The 19,090-nt window shown below is 34.7% G+C and carries 5 protein-coding genes (1 of these 5 only partly in view); 1 reads left to right on the top strand and 4 read right to left on the bottom strand.

Going from position 1 to position 19,090, the window contains the following annotated elements; all coding sequences use genetic code 11:
* Positions 1-37: 37 nt before the first annotated feature.
* Positions 38-988, top strand: a complete 951-nt coding sequence (locus tag ABXT52_RS02190; protein ID WP_415272256.1) for a glycosyltransferase family 9 protein — start codon at positions 38-40, stop codon at positions 986-988.
* A 48-nt stretch (positions 989-1,036) separates the two neighbouring features.
* Here ABXT52_RS02190 and ABXT52_RS02185 read toward each other — a convergent pair whose 3' ends face one another.
* The 4 genes from ABXT52_RS02185 to ABXT52_RS02170 form a co-directional block, all read right to left on the bottom strand.
* Positions 1,037-2,014 (bottom strand): GDP-mannose 4,6-dehydratase, encoded by a 978-nt coding sequence (locus ABXT52_RS02185; RefSeq protein ID WP_415272255.1) that lies wholly within the window; start codon positions 2,012-2,014, stop codon positions 1,037-1,039.
* Positions 2,015-2,101: 87 nt separating this feature from the next.
* The gene (locus tag ABXT52_RS02180) at positions 2,102-3,037 is read right to left on the bottom strand and encodes a PfkB family carbohydrate kinase (protein WP_415272254.1); all 936 of its coding nucleotides are present in this window, start codon (positions 3,035-3,037) and stop codon (positions 2,102-2,104) included.
* Between the two features lie 79 nt (positions 3,038-3,116).
* Positions 3,117-3,500 carry a PfkB family carbohydrate kinase gene (locus tag ABXT52_RS02175; protein ID WP_415272253.1) on the bottom strand — a complete coding sequence of 128 codons (384 nt, stop codon included), beginning with the start codon at positions 3,498-3,500 and terminating at the stop codon, positions 3,117-3,119.
* Between the two features lie 53 nt (positions 3,501-3,553).
* Positions 3,554-19,090, bottom strand: the 3' portion of a protein-coding gene (locus ABXT52_RS02170; protein WP_415272252.1) for an autotransporter-associated beta strand repeat-containing protein. Its footprint extends 13,665 nt past the window's final position; only the last 15,537 of its 29,202 coding nucleotides appear in the window; its start codon lies off the right edge, out of view; the stop codon is at positions 3,554-3,556.

Here is a 19,090-nt window from a genome sequence, read left to right as displayed (position 1 = left end):
TTGTAAATATCAATAATTCTTATAAAGTTTAATAGATTTGAAAAAAATTTTAATTTATCGAAATTCGAGTTTAGGTGATTTTATACATGCAACTCCTGCAATAAAATTAATTAGAAAAAAAAATCCAGGAGCTAAAATTTATTTTTCTTCACTACAAAAAAAATCTGTAGGCTTTGTAACACCTAATCTATTACCTTTTAAAAAAAAGATTATAGATGAATTTATATTTTATAATAATAACTATTTTTCATTTTTATTTTTTTTAATAAAAATTTTTAGAAAAAAATTTGATAAACTTTATTATTTTAATGAATTTTTAAATAAATCTAGAGAAAAAAGAGATTATATATTTTTTAAGATATGTAGAATTAAAGAAATGTTTGGTTTTGACTTAAAAGGTAAAAACACTCAAGGAGAAAGATGTGATTATATTAAATTTAATGAAACGTATTATCTGTGCCACACAGTAGATAAGCATATTAAAAATAATCAAATTTCTTATTCTGATCTTTTTCAAAACAAAAGAAATATAAAAGAAAAATATATAACTATTTCAATGGGGGGCAGAAATGTTAAAAAAACGTGGAAATTTAAGAATTGGGTAATATTGATTCAAAAAATAGTAAATAAGTTTCCAAATTTTAAAATTAAAATTGTTGGCTCTAAAAACGAAATATCTAATGCTAATATAGTCTGTAAGATTAACAATAAACAAATAATCAATATGTGTGGAAAAACTACTGTGAAATCTTTTTTTAGATTAATAAATTCAAGTCAATATCATATCTCACATGATGACGGAACTATGCATGTTGCAAGTGTTTACAGTATACCAGGTGCGGTGATTTTTGGACTTACAGCTCCTAAAGGTAAATGGTTCCCATTAAATAAAAAACAAAGAATATTTTACCCTAAAAAGAATATTAATGAAACTAAACCAATTCAAGTTTTTAGAAAAATATTTAATGATCTCAATAAACTGAAATAGTTTATGTAATACTCACATAGAAGAACTATGATTAATTTAAAGTCTTATTTAGTTTATTTTATTAACCCAATATTTAAGAAGATCTTCTAAAGTTTTTTCTATAGGTATCTTAGGTTCCCATTCCGTTAAGTCAGTTAACTCAGTTGAGTCACCATGTTGATAGTCGATATCAATGGGTCTATAAAATGGCTCGTGAATTTTCTGCTTAACATCTTTAAGCTTACTAACTTCAATAAGTTTATCTGTAAAAAATTGCATTTTCCTTGGTGTGTCTCCACAAACATTGAATATTTTTCCATCACACTTTTTATTTATCATTGATAAATAATAAGCATTTACCGTATCTCTCACATCAATCACAACCCTAACTGTTTCTAAATTTCCAATTAATAGAGTTTTATCTTGAAGGCCTTTCATCATTCTTGCAACTTGATACGCATCAGATGAAATAGAAAAATTTTTTCCCCTTCTGGGTCCAGTATGAGAAAAAGCTCTAGTGATAAATCCTTTAATTTTTTTATTTGTAATTCTTTCTTGCATATAGAGATCAGTAGCAGCTTTTGAAGAGGCATACGGGTTAGATGGTAAAATCACATCTGTGGTTTTTATTTTTCTTCCATCTCTGCCTGTATTTCCATAAACTTCAGATGTTGAGCAAAACATTAGATTACAATTTGGTTGATTGTCTGAAACACATTGTATTAGATTAGCAGACCCCATTACATTATTTTCCATTGTACCAATAGGATCCAAAAAACTAGTAGGTGGATGTGACTGTGCTGCTAGATGAAAAACTCCATCAAATTCATTTTCTTTAAATATATTATTTAAACTTCTTAAATTTCTTAAATCAGAATAAACCCATTTTATTGAATTATAAACCTCATCATTCAAAACATCCCTAATATCATTCTCTCTACCATTACTACACAGAATTAATCCATAGACAGTATGTTTGTTCTTAATTAAAAGCTCAGCTAAATGAGGGCCAGCAAATCCGGTAATTCCTGTTATTAAAAAGTTCATAAGATTAAAATTTTAATTGTACAATCATGTATATTTATAAAGGTCTTTATGAATAGTGCAAATAAATTAACTTAAATGTAATTTTTTTTATCTTTGTCCAATTAGTTGTGTGGAACTAAAATTTTTTAATTTCTTTATAATTTTTACTGTTCCTCCGCTATCTTTTATTGTCTTGTAACCAGCTAATTCTTTAGCTTTGTAATCAGATCCTTTAAACAAAATATCAGGTAAAATCTTAGTGATTATTTTTTCAGGTGTTTTTTCTTCAAAAACTTCAACACCATCAACGCCTTTAATCATTTTTAAAAGACTAATTCTTTTACCTAGTTTTATCATTGGTCTATTCTTGCCTTTGATTTTTCTTATGGAACTATCACTATTTAGAAGTACGATTAATTTATCACATTTTTTTTTAGCATCACTTAAAAGATGCAAATGACCTGAGTGCAACACGTCAAAGCAGCCATTAGTTACACCAATTTTAAGTTTTACTAATTTCCATAAAATAATTTTAAGATCAATATCAAGATATTTATTTTCACAGAATTCTTCTATTATCTTTTGAAATTCAGTGAACGATAAAACTGCTGTATGTTTTTTTTGAACTACTTTTATACAGGCTAAAGATGCTATCTTTAATGAATTAACCAAATCAATATTTTTTGATAACATGTATGAGAATATGCTGATAAATGTATCTCCCGCCCCAGTAACATCATAAACATTTACATCTTCTTGTGGAATTTCTATTTTTTTATTATTTCTTAATAATACTGTTATTCCTTTAGATCCCTTGGTTACAATAAATGCATCAGTGTTTGTTTTTTTTAGTAATTTAAGAATTGAATTATTATTAAATTGTAATTTTTGATATTCAAAAAATTCATAAAATTCTTTTAAATTTGGGCATATGAAATTAGACCCCTTATATACTTCAACATTTTTATTTTTAGGGTCTGTAAATATTGGTTTTTTTTTATCTTTAAAGGCTTTGATTGAACTCTTAATTAAATTATCTGTCAAAAAACCTTTTGAATAATCAGATATAATTAATGATTCGAATTTGTTAATATTTTTTTTAATAAATTGGATAATTTTTATTTCATCCTTTTTTTTTTAATTTTGCATAAGTCTCATCATCAACTCGACAAAATTGATGATCATTTTGAACTATTCTTTTTTTTATAGGAGATGAATAGTTCTTATTTAAAATAATTTTAAATTCTATTTTATTTTTATTTAACAGTTGTTTGATTTTTTCTAAAGTTAAGTCATTTGACAATTTTGAAATCAGAAAAGGATTACCTCCTATAGATTTGATATTATTTGCAACGTTAGCAGCTCCACCTAATAAATTTGTTGATTTTAATGGCTTTAAAACTGGCACTGGTCTCTCCGGTGACATTTTCAAGATTTCTGTTGATTCAAATATATCTAAAAATATATCACCTAAGATTAGTATTTTTTTGGATGTATTTTTTTTCATAATTTTTATCTTAGTTATTTTCAAATCAATTAACTTTTTAAATATAGAATATATTAAAAGTTTTCTACAGTTATATTATTTGTTCCATTAATGGTTAATGTTCCAGAACCTGTTTTTCTTAACTTACCTTTGTTACCACCAATTCCAAATCCAAATATTGTACCTGCCATTGTTGTGTCCGAACTTTGATTAACATTTAAAGTTGCACCATTTCTAACCCATAATGTTGTGCTAGAGCCTCCTGTAAAAGCTCCTATTGTTTGAGTAATATTTGTACCAACAATTAATTTAGCAGAGTTTGCTAAAGTTAAAGCTCTAGCTGAAGCTAATGCATTATTTGTTTGAAGTATAACTTTACCAACATTAATTATTGTTCCACCTGTATAAGTGTTCGAATTAGCTAATCTAAATGTTCCACCTCCAATTTTAGTAACACTTCCTGTTCCACTGATAACTCCACTAAATGTTGAGCCAAATGATCCACTTAAACCATTAATATTATGAACGTTATTAATTGTTAAATCTCCACTTCCCAAAACAATATTTCCACCAGTTGTTCCTCCACCAAAAAGCGCTCCAATGGTTTCGTTATTACCATTCAAGTTTAAGGCAACACCACTGGTATTTGCTAGTGTAACTATACTTGTGTCATTTAATATACCTGCTCCACCTAGGATAATTGTTCCACCATTAATTGTTGTTCCACCGACATAAGTATTGGCAGCTGACAGTGTAAGATTTCCAGCACCTGTTTTAAGAAAATTACCTCTACCACTAATTATACCTGCGTATGTTGAATTTGCAGACTGATTGACTGTCAGTATTTTATCTTGTTTGTACCATTTATTATTAACTATTTTTGTACCACTTGAACCAGTTAGTTTTGCAACTGTTTGTGACACGTTAACTAATGTAAGATGTCCTTTTGTAATCGTTAGTTCAGTTGTGGTTGGAAGTACATTGTTAGTTGTTTCTAAAGTTATACCACTGTTGTTACTACTATTAATTATTGTTGTTCCAGAGTATGTATTAGCAGCAGCTAATCTTAGTGTTCCAACACCAGTCTTGGTAAGGTTTCCTGACCCACTAATAACACCGCTATATAGTGACCCTCTTGCTGAACGTCCTTTGTTTGCAGATGGATTGACTGTTAAATTTCCACTTCCCATAACAACATTACCACCTGTTGATCCACCTCCAATAAGTGCTCCTATTTTTTCATTATTATCATTTAGGTTTAATGCAACACCGCTTGTATTTGCTAATGAAACAAAACCTGTATCACTTAATACACCTGCAGCACCTAAGATAATTGTTCCACCATTAATTGTTGTTCCACCAACGTAAGTATTTGCGCCTGATAATGTTAAGTTTCCACTACCTGTTTTTATTAACCCGCCCCTTCCATATATCACACCTTCAAATTCAGTGTTTGATGATTGATTAATAGTTATTTTGCCAATAGTGTCATCAAAATTTCTATTAAGTGATATTCTTGAATTTGCACTTGTGCCAACAAGTTTTGCTACAGTTTGTGATACTCCACCGTGCAACGCTAAAAATCCAGTAGATCGTATTGTTAATTCAGTACCATTTGGAAGAACACCATTGTTAGTTTTTAAATTTATACCACCACTATTTATGTCAGTTGCTCCACTATAACTGTTGTTAGCATTTGTTAATGTAATTGATTTTGTACCAACTGATTTAATACCACCCGAACCACTTATTACGCCGTGATAACCTAAACTACTTCCATTAGGTCTCCAAATACCGTTAATGCTTAAAGTTCCACTACCTAAAACAACATTTCCTCCAGTTGTTCCTCCACCATCTAATCCACCAATAGTTTCATTATTACCATTTAAGTTCAATATGGCGCCATCAATATTAGATAGAACAACTCCACTATTGTCAGCTAAAACACCAGCCGCACCTAGTATTACAGATCCAGCTGTTATAAAAGTTCCACCTCTAAATGTATTTACACCAGACAATGTAATGTTACCAGCTCCTGATTTGGTAAATTTACCCCATCCACCAGTAAAACTTCCAGATCCAGCAATAACACCTCCATAAGTTAATGTTGTTGAAGCAGCTGTATTTATTATTCCATTGTATGTTAGTGTAATTCCTCTTTTTGTGTTTAATGTGAAAGTAGCAGTAGTATTTAATGTTCCAGTTCCACTTGCTAAGAAATCAATGTTGTCAACATCAGTTGACCCTGGAACTGCACCAAGTGCTCTGTCTTTGTTTATACTTAATGTTCCAGCTAATATTCTATTTGAACCAGTGTGTGTACTAGTTCCTGATAAAGTTAATGTACCAGCACCAGACTTGGTGATTGTTCCTGATCCAGCAATTACACCAGCATAAGTTAATGTTCTAGAAGCATTTGTATTAATAATTCCATTACCAGTTAAAGCAATTCCTCTATTAGCATGTAATGTAAATGAAGCAGTAGTATTTAAAGTTCCTGATCCACCTGATGCAAATACAAAATGGCCAGCAGATGCACTTCCTGGTGCAGCACCTAATCCTGCATCAGCTCCAATTACAATTGAACCTGCTGAAATTGTTGAAGTACCAGTATATGTGTTTGTGCCCGATAAAGTAAGTGATCCAGCTCCAGCTTTTGTAAGAGCTAATGCAGATCCGCCATCACTAATAACACCATCTATTTCACTAGTACCACTGTTAGTAATTGCTAATGTTCCTTGCGCTTTAATTGCAGCAGCAGTTAAAACTGCAGTTCCAATTGTAGTATTTCCTAAAGGTTCTGATCCACCAACTGCACCTGTAAATGTTGTGTTACCTGCTCCAGCAACAATATCTAAAGTTCTAGTTGTGCTATCACTATCAAGTGTGCTTGCAAAAACAATATTATCTCCTGTTGTTGTGAAAGTAATGTTGCCACCTAATGTTGCGGCATCATTATAAGTTTGATCACCATCAGTTGAGATAGCTGTTGTATTAAATACTACTGTTCCACCTGAGTTTGTTATAATTCCTGTAAGCTTAGTGCTTCCACCAACTATTCCTGAGAATGTTGTGTCAGCAGTAGAATTTAAAGTTAAAGTGTACCCACCATTAACTGTTGAGTTAACTGTTAGCGCAGCACTTCCAGTATTTAAAACTGAATTAGCAACAAGCACAATTGCAGTATTTGCATCACCTAACGACATAGCATCATTTGATGTTTGTAAAGTTCCACCAACATTAACTTGGCTTGGTGCTGTAGTTGTAAGCCCACCATTAAATGTTGAGCTATCACCACTTGCATTACCAAAACTTACATATCCTGTGTTAGAGAATGTAACTGCATTAGTAATTGTGTTTGTAGAACCTGTGAAGACTACATTGTAATCTTGTGATGCTGTATTTAGAGTTGTAAGAACTGTATTACCTGCAAAAGTTACACTGTTAGATGTATCTGTTAAAGTAACTATTGCTGCATTAATATTTCCAGAAAAAGTAACGCCACCAGATTGAGTTATAGTTAAAGTTCCTATTGCTTCACCACCCCCTACTGCATTAGAAATACCAATTGTTCCTGATCCAGCATTTAAAGTTAAGTTACGAGTTGTATCATCACTGTCTACAGTACTTGAGAATGTGAAGTTATCATTAGATGATGTAAAAACTATATTTGCACCTAAAGTTACTGCACCTGAATATGTTTGTGTTCCACTTGTTAATACATTAGCAGCAAAATTTGAGGTTCCACTAACTTCGAAAACACCAATTGAGGTATTAGAACCTATGTTACCATTAGAGTCTAGGTTACCAGTAATAGTTAAATTTTGACCACCATCAATAGTTATGGTTTGAATTATTGAACCTTCTAAAGTTCTAGCACCCGTTCCTAAAGCAACTGATGTATATGTTTGTGTACCGCTTGTTGTTACATCAGCATCAAGAGCAGTAGATCCACTAACTGTTAAAGAGTTTGCGTCAGCAATTGCTGCATTTAAATCTAAAACTCCTGTAAGAGCTATTGCACCAAGGCCTTGACTTCCACCGACGATACCATCAAAATTAATGTGTACAGAGTTACCTCCTGTTGTAACTGTTAAATTTCTATTTGTACTATCAGCACTGTTAACTGTATCTGAGAATGTAACAATATCACTGCTAGTTGTTAGAGTTGTGTTAGCACTTAAAGTTACAGCACCACCATAAGTTTGAGTGCCACTTGATGTGATATTAGCACTAATATTTGATGCACCTGTTATGCTTAGAACTGCAATATTTGTTACTGCACCATCTATATCTGCAGCACCTGACACTGTTAAATTGTTGTTATTACCCGCTAATGCTGAAGCAAAATTAACTGTTCCAGAGTTACTTGTAAATGTTCTGGCACCACTTGAGGTAATTCCACCTGCTGCAGTATAAGTTTGATTGCCAGTTGTTGTAACGTTTGCACTAAATGTTTGAGTTCCGGATCCTGTAGTTGTTACGGCATAAGCACTTAAAGGTGTACTTCCTCCAACTACACCAGAGATAGTTAAGTCACTATTAGATGTAATCGTTAAACCATTGCCAGCATTAACTGTTCCTGAAATTGTTTGTGCTCCACCAGTACTTACAATTGTAGAAGTTGCTCCTAAAGTTATTGCACCAGAGTAAGTATTATCTCCACCAGTAAATACAATTGCACCACCAGATGAAACACCTGTTCCTGAAATTGTAATTGGTTCAGCTATTGTAAGCCCACCTGAGATACTTAGTGCACCACCACTAGCAACTGTTGTTGCTCCACTCGTTCCACCTAAACTGTCTGCATGTGAAATTATTAATGTACCAGCATTAACTGTTGTTGCACCTGTGTAAGTGTTATCTCCACTTAGAGTTAAATTACCAGCGCCTGCTTTTGTAATTATTCCAGCACTATCCCCATCACTGATTACACCATCAATTTCACTCGCAGCACTATTTGTAATTGCTAGAGTTCCTTGAACTTTAATTGCACCAGCAGTTAATCCTGCTGTACCAATTGTTGTATTTCCTAAAGCTTCAGATCCACCCACTGTGCCTGAGAAAGTGGTATCACCAGAGCCTGCAACGATTGTTAAAGTTTTAGTATCACTAACACTGTTAACTGTTCCTGAGAATGTAATATCATTATTTGTTGTAGTGAAAGTAATGTTACCACTAATTGTTGCGTTCTCTCCATAAGCCTGAGCACCATTAGTTGAGATTGCGGTCGTATTAAAGACTACTGTTCCACCTGAGTTTGTTGTAATTCCTGTAGGTTTAGTGCTACCACCAATGATTCCTTTAAATGTTGTAGCAGCAGAAGAATTTAAAGTTAAAGTGTATCCACCATTCACAGCTGCATTAACTGTTAAAGCAGCACTTCCAGTATTTAAAACTGAGTTTGCATATAAAACAATTGCAGTATTAGCATCTCCTAATGACATCGCATCATTGGATGTTTGAAGTATACCAGCCAATCTAATTCCACTTGGTGCAGTTGTTGTTAGACCACCATTAAATGTTGAGCTATCTCCACTTGCATCACCAAATTTAATATAACCAGTATTTGAGAATGTAACTGCATTAGTAATTGTGTTTGCAGCACCTGTAAAGATTATGTTGTAATTCTGTGATGCTGTATTTAAAGTTGCAAGTGTTGTATTTCCTGCAAAAGTTACACTGCCTGTTGTATCTGTTAAAGTAATTGTGTCTGCATTAACTGTACCTGAGAATGTTGTTCCACCTGATTGGGTTATAGTTAAAGTACCTAATGCAGCACCTCCACCAATTGCATTAGAAACTGCAATTGTAGCAGATCCAGAATTTAGGGTTAAATTACGTGTAGAACCGTCACTATTTACTGTACTTTGGAATGCAAATTGATCATTTGATGTAGCAAGAGCAACATTAGCACTTAATGTAACTGCACCAGCATATGTTTGTGTACCAGTTGTTGTTACATTAGCTCCTAAGTTTGAAGTTCCACTCACACTAAATACACCAATTGCACTTGATCCACCAATGATACCGTTAAGATCTAAGTTACCGGTGATGGCTAAATTTTGTGCACCGTTAATAGTTGTTGTTTGAATTGTTGAACCTTCTAAAGTTCTAGCAGCTCCACTTAATGTAGTTGCCGCAGAATATGTTTGTGTCCCAGTTGTTGTAACATCAGCGCCTAAGTTAGATACGCCACTTACACTTAATGAAGTTGCATCAGTAATTGCTGCATTTAAATCTAGAGCACCTGTAATTGCAATTGCACCAACAGCTTGGCTTCCACCAACTATACCATCAAAATTAATTTCAGTAGAATCTCCACCTGTTGCAAGTGTTAAATTTCTTCTCGTACTATTTGCACTGTTAACTGTGTCTTCAAATGTAATAACATCACTACTAGTAGTTAAAGTAACTGCAGCACTTAAAGTTACAGCTCCTGTATAGGTTTGAGTTCCTGATGTTGTAATATTTGCACCAATATTAGATGCTCCACTAATTGCTAGAACAGCTATATCAGTTATGGCACCATCAATGTCTGCAGCACCTGTAACTGTTACATTGTTGTTTCCACTTAAAGCTGAAGCAAAGTTTACTGTTCCTGAGTTACTTGTAAACGTTCTAGCACCACTAGTTACTATTCCACCCGCTGCAGTGTAAGTTTGATTGCCTGATGTTGTAATGTTTGCACCAACAGTAAATGTTCCAGAATTTGTAATTGTTGCAGCAGCTGAATCTAGTGCAGTACTACCGCCTATAATACCTGAGATAGTAAAATCATCTGTTCCAGTAATTGTTAAACCATGTGCACCATTTATTGTTCCAGAAATTGTTTGGGTGCCTGTATGACTATGAATTTTTGCATCAGCTCCTAGAGTTATATTACCTGATACTGTATTGTTTCCTCCATTAAAATGAAGAGCACCTTTTGAGCTGTCTCCAGTTCCGTTAATAGTTATTGCTTCAGCAATTGTAAGACCACCATTGATATTTAATCTCCCCCCATCTGCAACTGTTGTTGCTCCATCTGTTCCACCTAAACCATTTGCATGTGTAATCTGTAATCTACCTGCATTAACTGTAACTGCACCAGTAAAAGTATTATTTCCACTTAATGTTAATTTAGCATTTCCTGCTTTTGTAAGTATTGCAGCACTATCACCATCACTAATTACACCATCAATTTCACTCTCTGCACTATTCGTAATTGCTAAAGTTCCTTGAACTTTAAATGCACTTGCTGTCAATCCTGCTGTACCGATTGTAGTGTTTCCTAAAGCTTCAGATCCACCAATTGTTCCTGAGAACGTAGTATCACCAGATCCAGCAACGATTGTTAAAGTTTTAGTATCACTAACGCTATCAAGTGTACCTGAGAATGTGATGTTATTATCTCCAGTTGTGAAGGTAATATTCCCACCAATTGTTGCATTTTCTCTATAAAGTTGAGCACCTGCAGATGTAATTGCAGTAGTATTAAAGACAACTGTTCCATCTGCATTAGTATTAATTCCTGTAGGAGCTGCTGATCCACCAATAATTCCTGCAAATGTAGTCGCTGCAGTGGAGTTTAAAGTTAAGGTATATGCTCCATTAACTGTAGTATTTAATGTTAAAGCTGCACTTCCAGTATTTAAAGTTGTGTTTGCAACAAGTACTATTGGAGTATCACTATCTCCTAGTGACATTGCATCATCTGAAGTTTGAAGTGTTCCACCAATATTTATTTGACTTGGTGCAGTTGTTGTAAGGCCACCATTAAATAATGAGCTGTCATCACTTGCATTTCCAAAAGTTACTGTTCCTGTGTTTTGGAAATTAGCAGCATTAGTAATTGTATTAGATGAACCATTGAATATTACATTATAACTTGCACTCTGAACTGTTAAAGTTGTTAAGGTAGTATCTCCAGCAAATGTAGTTGTTGCTGCAAGGTTTGCAGTTGTAGCTGAAACATTTGCACTAAACACTGCAATATCATCAATATCAACTAATGTTAAGACTTGAGATCCACCAACTATACCTGAGAATGTTTTTGTAGCACCAGTAACTTGAATAGTTCCTTCAGTAGTATTGCGTCCATTAATCGTTCCTGCAATGGTAACACTATTATCTTCTGATAATACTATTGTACCACCATCTAAAAGAATTTCTGAAGCAGTTATTGCTTTTTTAAATGTACCAGTGATTGAATTGTTAATTAAAATGTTAGTTGAAGTAACATTTTCATTAAACGTTGATCCTGATTTAATTATTAAATTAGTTAAAGTTGAACCACTACCTACTGCAGCGGTAAATGTTGCTGTAGAGTTTGTTGAAATATTTAAAGTATCAAGTGATACAATTCCACCAACACTAATAGTGTTTGATGTACCATTTACACCTAAATTTAAAGTGTGTGAACTACCCGTTACAGCACCTAAAGTAATGTTACCTGTTGATGTGCCACCAACAGTAGAATTACCAACTAATGTAAGTCCTGTATTAGAGTCTCCAAGTGTAATTGCACCTGTTCCACTTTGATCTCTAATAGTTCCTTGCATGGTAATTGAGCTTGGTGCAGTTGCAGTTACACCACCATTAAAGTTAGTAATTAATGTATTGCCGTTATTAATTTTTAAAGTTCCTGTATTTGAGAAAGTTACAGCATTAGTAACTGTGTTTGTTGCTCCATAAAGATTTATGTCATAACCTTGTGATGCAGTATTTAATGTATCAATTGTAATTCCAGCATTGAAACTTATGTCCGCATCATCAGCTGTATCGGTTAGAGTAACAGTTGCTGCAGTAACACGGCCTCCAAAAGTTGTGCCACCTGATTGAGTTATAGTTAAAGTACCTAACGCTTCACCACCACCAATAGCGCCTGATACTGCAATTGTTCCACTACCAGGATTTAAAGTTAAATTTCTTGTGCTGCTATCACTGTCGATAGTATTTGAGAAAGTAAAATTATCATTAGAAGATGTTAAGGTAGCATTTGTGCTTAAGGTTACTGCACCTGTATAAGTTTGAGTTCCAGTAGTTGTAACATTTGCACCTAAGTTCGATGCTCCACTAACACTTAAAACAGCTGTACTAGTTATTGCTCCGTTTAGGTCTAAAATACCAGTAATTGTTAAATTACTTGAGCCACCATTTAATGCTGCAGTTGCAACAGTTGTACCTTCTAAAATTCTATTTCCACCACTTAAAGTCACTGAACCTGAGTAAGTTTGTGTACCAGTTGTAGTAACATTTGCTCCTAAGTTAGATGTACCACTAACACTAACAGATGTTGCGTCAGTAATTGCTGCATCTAAATCTAATACACCTGTTATTGCAATTTCTCCAACAGCTTGACTTCCACCCACTATACCATCAAAAGTTACTGTAGTTGAGTCACCTCCTGTTGCGATCGTTAAATTTCTTCTTGTACTATCTGCACTGTTAATAGTTGATGAGAATGTAACTGCATCACTACTTGTTGTTAAAGTAACGTTAGCACTTAAAGTTACAGCATCTGTATAAGTTTGAGTGCCAGATGTTGTAATGTCTGCCCCAATGTTAGAGGTGCCACTTACACTTAAAACTGCAATACTTGTTACTGCACCATCAATGTCTGCGTTACCTGTAACAGTTACATTGTTATCTCCACTTAAAGCAGATGCGAAATTAATTGTATCTCCTTCAAATGTTCTAGCACCACTAGTTACAATTCCACCTGCTGCAGTGTAAGTTTGGTTACCTGTTGTTGTAACATTAGCACTAAAGGTTTGTGAGGCTGATCCAGTTGTTGTTACTGCATAAGTAGTTAACTCAGTACTTCCACCAACAATACCTGAAATTACTAAATTACCATCAGCAGTGATAGTTAAACCGTTACCACCATTTGTTGTTGCTGAAATTGTTTGTGCTCCACCAGTACTTACGATTGTTGAAGTTGCACCCAGTGTTATTGCACCTGAATAAGTATTGTTATTTGCAGTAAAGATTATTGCACCACCACTTGAATGACCTGTACCATTAATTGTAATTGCTTCAGCAACTGTAATACCACCTGAAATACTTAATGATCCACCTGAAGCAACAGTTGTTGCAGCATCAGTTGTTCCAAGGCCTGTTGCGTTTGAAATTGCTAAAGTACCATCAGAGATTGTTGTAGCTCCTGTATAAGTGTTAGCAGCTGATAATGTTAAAGTTCCATTTCCAGTTTTAGTTAATGTACCTGATCCAGTTGCTATTCGGTCTGCAACTGTAACATTGCCTGCTCCATCAAAAGTTAAGTTTTTATTTGAAGCTGCAATTGCACTTCCTGATCCAACATTTAAAGTTAAAGTGCCAGAATCAGATTGAATTTCACTATTTGCACCTAAGGTTATTGCACCTGAATAAGTGTTATTTCCAGATGTATTTCTAATTACACCAGTTGAAGAAATACCTGTTCCTGAAATTGTAATTCCTTCAGCTGTAGTTGTGATACCACCTGAAATATTTAAAGCAGCACCATCGGCAATTGTTGTTGCTCCACCAGTTCCACCTAAAGCATCAGCGTGAGTTATAGCAAGCACACCTGCGTTAACTGTTGTTGCACCTGTATAAGTATTATCTCCTGATAATGTTAAAGTGCCAGCTCCAGCTTTTGTAATTATTGCAGCAGAAGAACCATTGCTAATTATGCCTGTAATTGCCCCTGCACCACTATTAGTAATTGCTAGAGTTCCTTGAACTTTAATAGCAGTTGCGTCTAATGCAGCTGTACCAATTGTAGTATTTCCTAAGGCTGCTGATCCACCAACTGCATCGGAGAATGTTGTATCACCTGATCCTGCAACAATGTCTAAAGTTCTAGTTGTGCTATCACTAATAAGTGTGCCTGAGAAAGTAAGATCATTATCACCTGTTGTGAAAGTAATATTGCCACCTAATGTAGCATTTTCACCATAAACTTGATTACCATTTGTTTCAATTGCTGTTGTATTAAAGACAACAGTTCCACCTGAGTTAGTTGTAATTGCTGTAAGTGGTGCACTATTACCAACAGTTGCTGCAAAAGTTGTAGCTGCTGTTGTATTTAAAGTTAAAGTGTAAGCACCATTAACCGTTCCATTTAAAGAAATTGCTCCAGAAGTATTTCCAGAAATAGTTGAGTTAGCAGTTAATACTATTACATGAGATCCAGACGCTCCTAGAACGATAGCAGTATTAGTTGATTGTACAGTTCCACCGATATTAATTTGACTTGGAATAGCTGCAGTTACACCACCTGTAAATACTGAAGTGTCTCCTCCACTAACTAAAGTTACATATCCTGTGTTTGAGAAAGTAACAGCATCAGTAATTGCATTTGAATCACCATTTAAGATTACATTATAAGTTTGGTCGGCGGTATTTAATGTTTCAAGGTCCACACTTCCAGCAAACGTTACACTGCCTGTTGTATCTGTTAAAGTAACTGTGTCTGCATTAACTGCACCTGAGAATGTTGTTCCACCTGATTGAGTAATAGTTAAAACATCTAGAGGTTTACTGTTACCACCAATTGCACCTGTAATAGTTATTGTAGCATTTCCTGAATTTAAAGTTAAGTCACGAGCAGTGCCATCACTTTGTACTGTGCTACCAAATGAAAATTGATCATTAGTAGTTGTAAGAGCAACATCAGCACTTAACGTTACTGCACCTGTGTATGTTTGAGTATCAGCTGTTGTAACACTTGCTCCTAAGTTTGAAGTCGTAGATACAGATAAAGAAGTTGCAGCTGTAATTACTGCATCAAGATCCAAAGCACCCGTAATTGCAATTGCTCCTAAAGTTCTTCCTCCACCCACTGTTGCATCAAACTCCACTTCAGAAGTACCTACTACTAATGTTAAATTATTAGTTTCAGAACCCTCACTATTAACTGTACCTTTAAAAGTAATTTGATCATCAGAAGTTGTTAATGTAGTTGCGGTTCCAATTACAATTGCATCTGATGTTGCATCTCCATAAGTTTGTGTTCCAGATGTAGTAATTGCATCTGTATGAATAGTTGTGTTACCACTAACACTTAGTGTTCCAACACCAGTAATTCTATCTGTAGTTCCATTTCCAAATACTGCATTACCTGTAATGATTAAATTTTGAGTTCCACCAGCTAATGTTCCTTGAGTTGTGATAGTTGAACCTTGTAGTGTTCTTGCTCCACCTGATAAAGTTACTGCACCTGTATAAGTTTGTGCCCCTGATGTCGTAACATTACCACCTAAATTAGAAGTGGTTGATACATTTAAAGTTGTACCACCAGATATCGCTGCAGTTGTTGTTAATGCTGCGGTTTGAACTGCTGCTTCAAATGTTGTTGCTCCACCAATAGTTAATTGTGCTGTTCGGTTGGAATTTCCAATAGTACTTGCAAATGTAGGTGTTCCCGTAACTGTGACAGTTCCTTCTGTAGCACCCACACCATTAATGGTTCCAGTAATTGTTTTTGAACTTCCTGAGAATGTAGCAGTAGCATCCCCTGTTCTATCATCTAATGTGATTGCACTAACTGTAACTGTGTTTGCAAAGTTTGCTAACGAGTCTTCGGCAGCAGCATTTCCACCTACGATGTTAATATTTGAAGTACCTGAATGTGTAACTGTACCATTAAATAAAGCAGAACCAGCTTTAGCAGTTGTTCCAATTGTTATTGTGTCTGCAACAATGTTGCCTGAGAAAGTAATAATTTCAGGAGCGTTGTCTGCACTATTGATAACTTGAAGAACGGTAGTGTTGTTATCAGTAATATTGGAAGATATTGTTTTAGCTGAAGTTGCGTTAAATAATAATGTACCATAGTTTGCAATCGTTGTTGCTGTAACTGCATCAGAGAATATTAATGTTTGTGACGCAATATTAGTGATTGTTCCTAACGTTCCATTAGTTGCTCCACCTACTGCTCCTGTAAATGTTGCTGTTCCTGTGTTTGATCCAAAAGTTAAATGATTACCAGCTGATGCTGAACTATTTAATGTATTTGAAAAAGTAATTGTATCTGCTGAAGTAGTTAAAGTTCTAGTAACTGTTGATCCAGAAATAGTTACTGCACCTGAATATGTTTGTGTACCAGTTGTTGTAACATTTGCACCTAAGTCAGTTGTTCCACTAACTGCAAACACTGCAACTTGAGTGATGGCTCCATTTAAATCTAGGTTACCAGTGATTGTTAAATTTTGTGCACCACTAACTGCAACAGTTTGAATTGTTGAACCTTGTAAAGTTCTAGCACCACCACTTAATGTTGTTGCAGCTAAATAAGTTTGAGTGCCTGATGTTGTAACGTTTGCACCTAAGTTAGATACACCACTAACGCTTAAAGATGTTGCGCTTGTAATTGGTGCATTAAGATCAAGAGCACCTGTAATAGTTATTGCACCAACTGCTGCTGATCCACCAACTACACCATCAAAATTAATTTCTGTTGAGTTTCCACCTGTAGCAATTGTTAGGTTTCTAGTTGAACCGTCACTATTAACTGTGCTATCAAAAGTAACCACATCACTACTTGTTGTTAAAGTAACGTTAGCACTTAAAGTTACAGCATTACCATATGTCTGAGTATCGCTTGATGTTATATCTGCACCAATATTAGCAGTTCCTGTTATTGATAGAACAGCTATATCAGTTATTGCACCATCAATGTCTGCGTTACCTGTTACAGTTACATTATTATCTCCACTTAAAGCTGATGCAAAATTAACTGTTCCACCCGAACTATCAAAAGTTCTAGCACCACTAGTAACTATTCCACCCGCTGCTGTATAAGTTTGGTTGCCTGTAGTTTCAACATTTGCACTAAAGGTTTGAGATGCAGAACCTGTTGTTGTAACTGCATAAGAGCTTAAATCTGTACTTCCACCAACTGCACCAGAAATAACTAAATTACCATTGGCTGTAATTGTTAAGCCATAACCACCATTAACTGCTCCTGAAATTGTTTGAGCACCACCAGTACTAACTATAGTTGAGGTAGAACCTAAAGTAATTGCACCTGAATAAGTGTTATCATTTGCAGTAAATGCTATTGCACCAGAAGATGATCTTCCAACACCATTAAGAGTAATGGCTTCTGCAACTGTAATTCCACCTGAAATTTTTAATGTAGCGCCACTTGCAACTGTTGTTGCTCCATCAGTTGTACCAAGACCTGTTGCATTAGAGATTGCAACATAACCCATCGTAATATTAGTTGCACCAGTGTAAGTATTAGCAGCTGATAAAGTTAAAGTACCAGATCCACCTTTGTTTACTACTCCAGATCCTGTTGTAATAGGATCGTTAACTGTAATGTTACCTGATCCATCAAATTTTATTGTTCTATTTGTACCAGTTAATGCAGCACCTGATGAAACATTTAAAGTTAAAGTATCATCATCAGCAGCAATTTCACTTGTTCCACCTAAAGTAATTAGACCTGATAAAGTATTATTTCCAGATGTAGATCTAATTCCACCTGCAAGATCCTCGCCTGTTCCAGTAAGATTTATTGCATCGCCAATATTAATTCCACCTGAAATTTGTAAAACAGCACCATTTGCAATTGTTGTTGCTCCATCTGTTGTACCTAAAGAATTTGCATTAGTAGCTATTAGAACACCATTAGAAATTGTAGTAGCACCTGTATACGTATTTGTTCCTGATAAAGTTACAGTTCCATTACCACCTTTAGTTAATGTTCCAGATCCAATTGCTATAGGGTCAGCTACAACAGTGTTACCATTTCCAGCTAAAATAATATTTTTATTAGAAGCAGTAATTGAATTTCCAGATGAAACATTTAAAGTTAATGTATCTGCGTCTGTTTGAATTTCCATATTAGCTGCTACTGTAATTAATCCAGATAAAGTATTATTTCCTGAAGTTGATCTAATCGCACCGTTGTTAGAAATACCCGTTCCTGAAATAGTAATTGCATCAGCAACATTAATTGCATTTGAAAGTTGTAAAGAAGCACCACTTGCAACTGTTGTTGCACCATTTGTTGCACCCAAACTATCTGCATGAGTTATAGACAAGATACCTGCACTAACTGTTGTTGCACCTGTGTAAGTATTATCTCCAGATAGAGTTAAAGTCCCAGCTCCTGCTTTTGTAAGTATTGCAGCACTGTCACCGTTACTAATTATTCCAGTGATTGAACTTGCTGCACTGTTTGTAATACCTAAAGTTCCTTGAACTTTAATTGCACCAGCTGTTAATCCAGCAACACCAATTGTCATATTTCCTAAAGCTTCAGATCCACCAACTGTTCCTGAGAATGTTACATCACCTGATCCTGCAACAATGTCTAAAGTTTTAGTTGAGCTAACACTGTTAACTGTACCTGAGAAAGTAAGATCATTATCACCTGTTGTGAAGGTGATATTCCCACCAATTGTAGCGTTTTCTCTATAAAGTTGGTCCCCATTGGTTTCGATTGCTGTTGTGTTAAAGACTACCGTTCCACTAGCATTTGTATTAATTCCTGTAAGAGCTGTTGATCCACCAACAACTCCAGCAAATGTCGTCGCATCTGTAGAGTTTAGAGTTAAAGTGTAACCACCATTAACTGTAGCATTTAAGGTTAAAGCTGCACTTCCAGTATTTAAGGTTGTGTTTGCAACAAG

The organism is Candidatus Pelagibacter sp. Uisw_121 (assembly GCF_047722545.1).
Lineage (GTDB): Bacteria > Pseudomonadota > Alphaproteobacteria > Pelagibacterales > Pelagibacteraceae > Pelagibacter.
The sequence above is the reverse complement of the archived record's forward strand: the minus strand, read 5'-3'. Positions and strand labels throughout refer to the sequence as shown.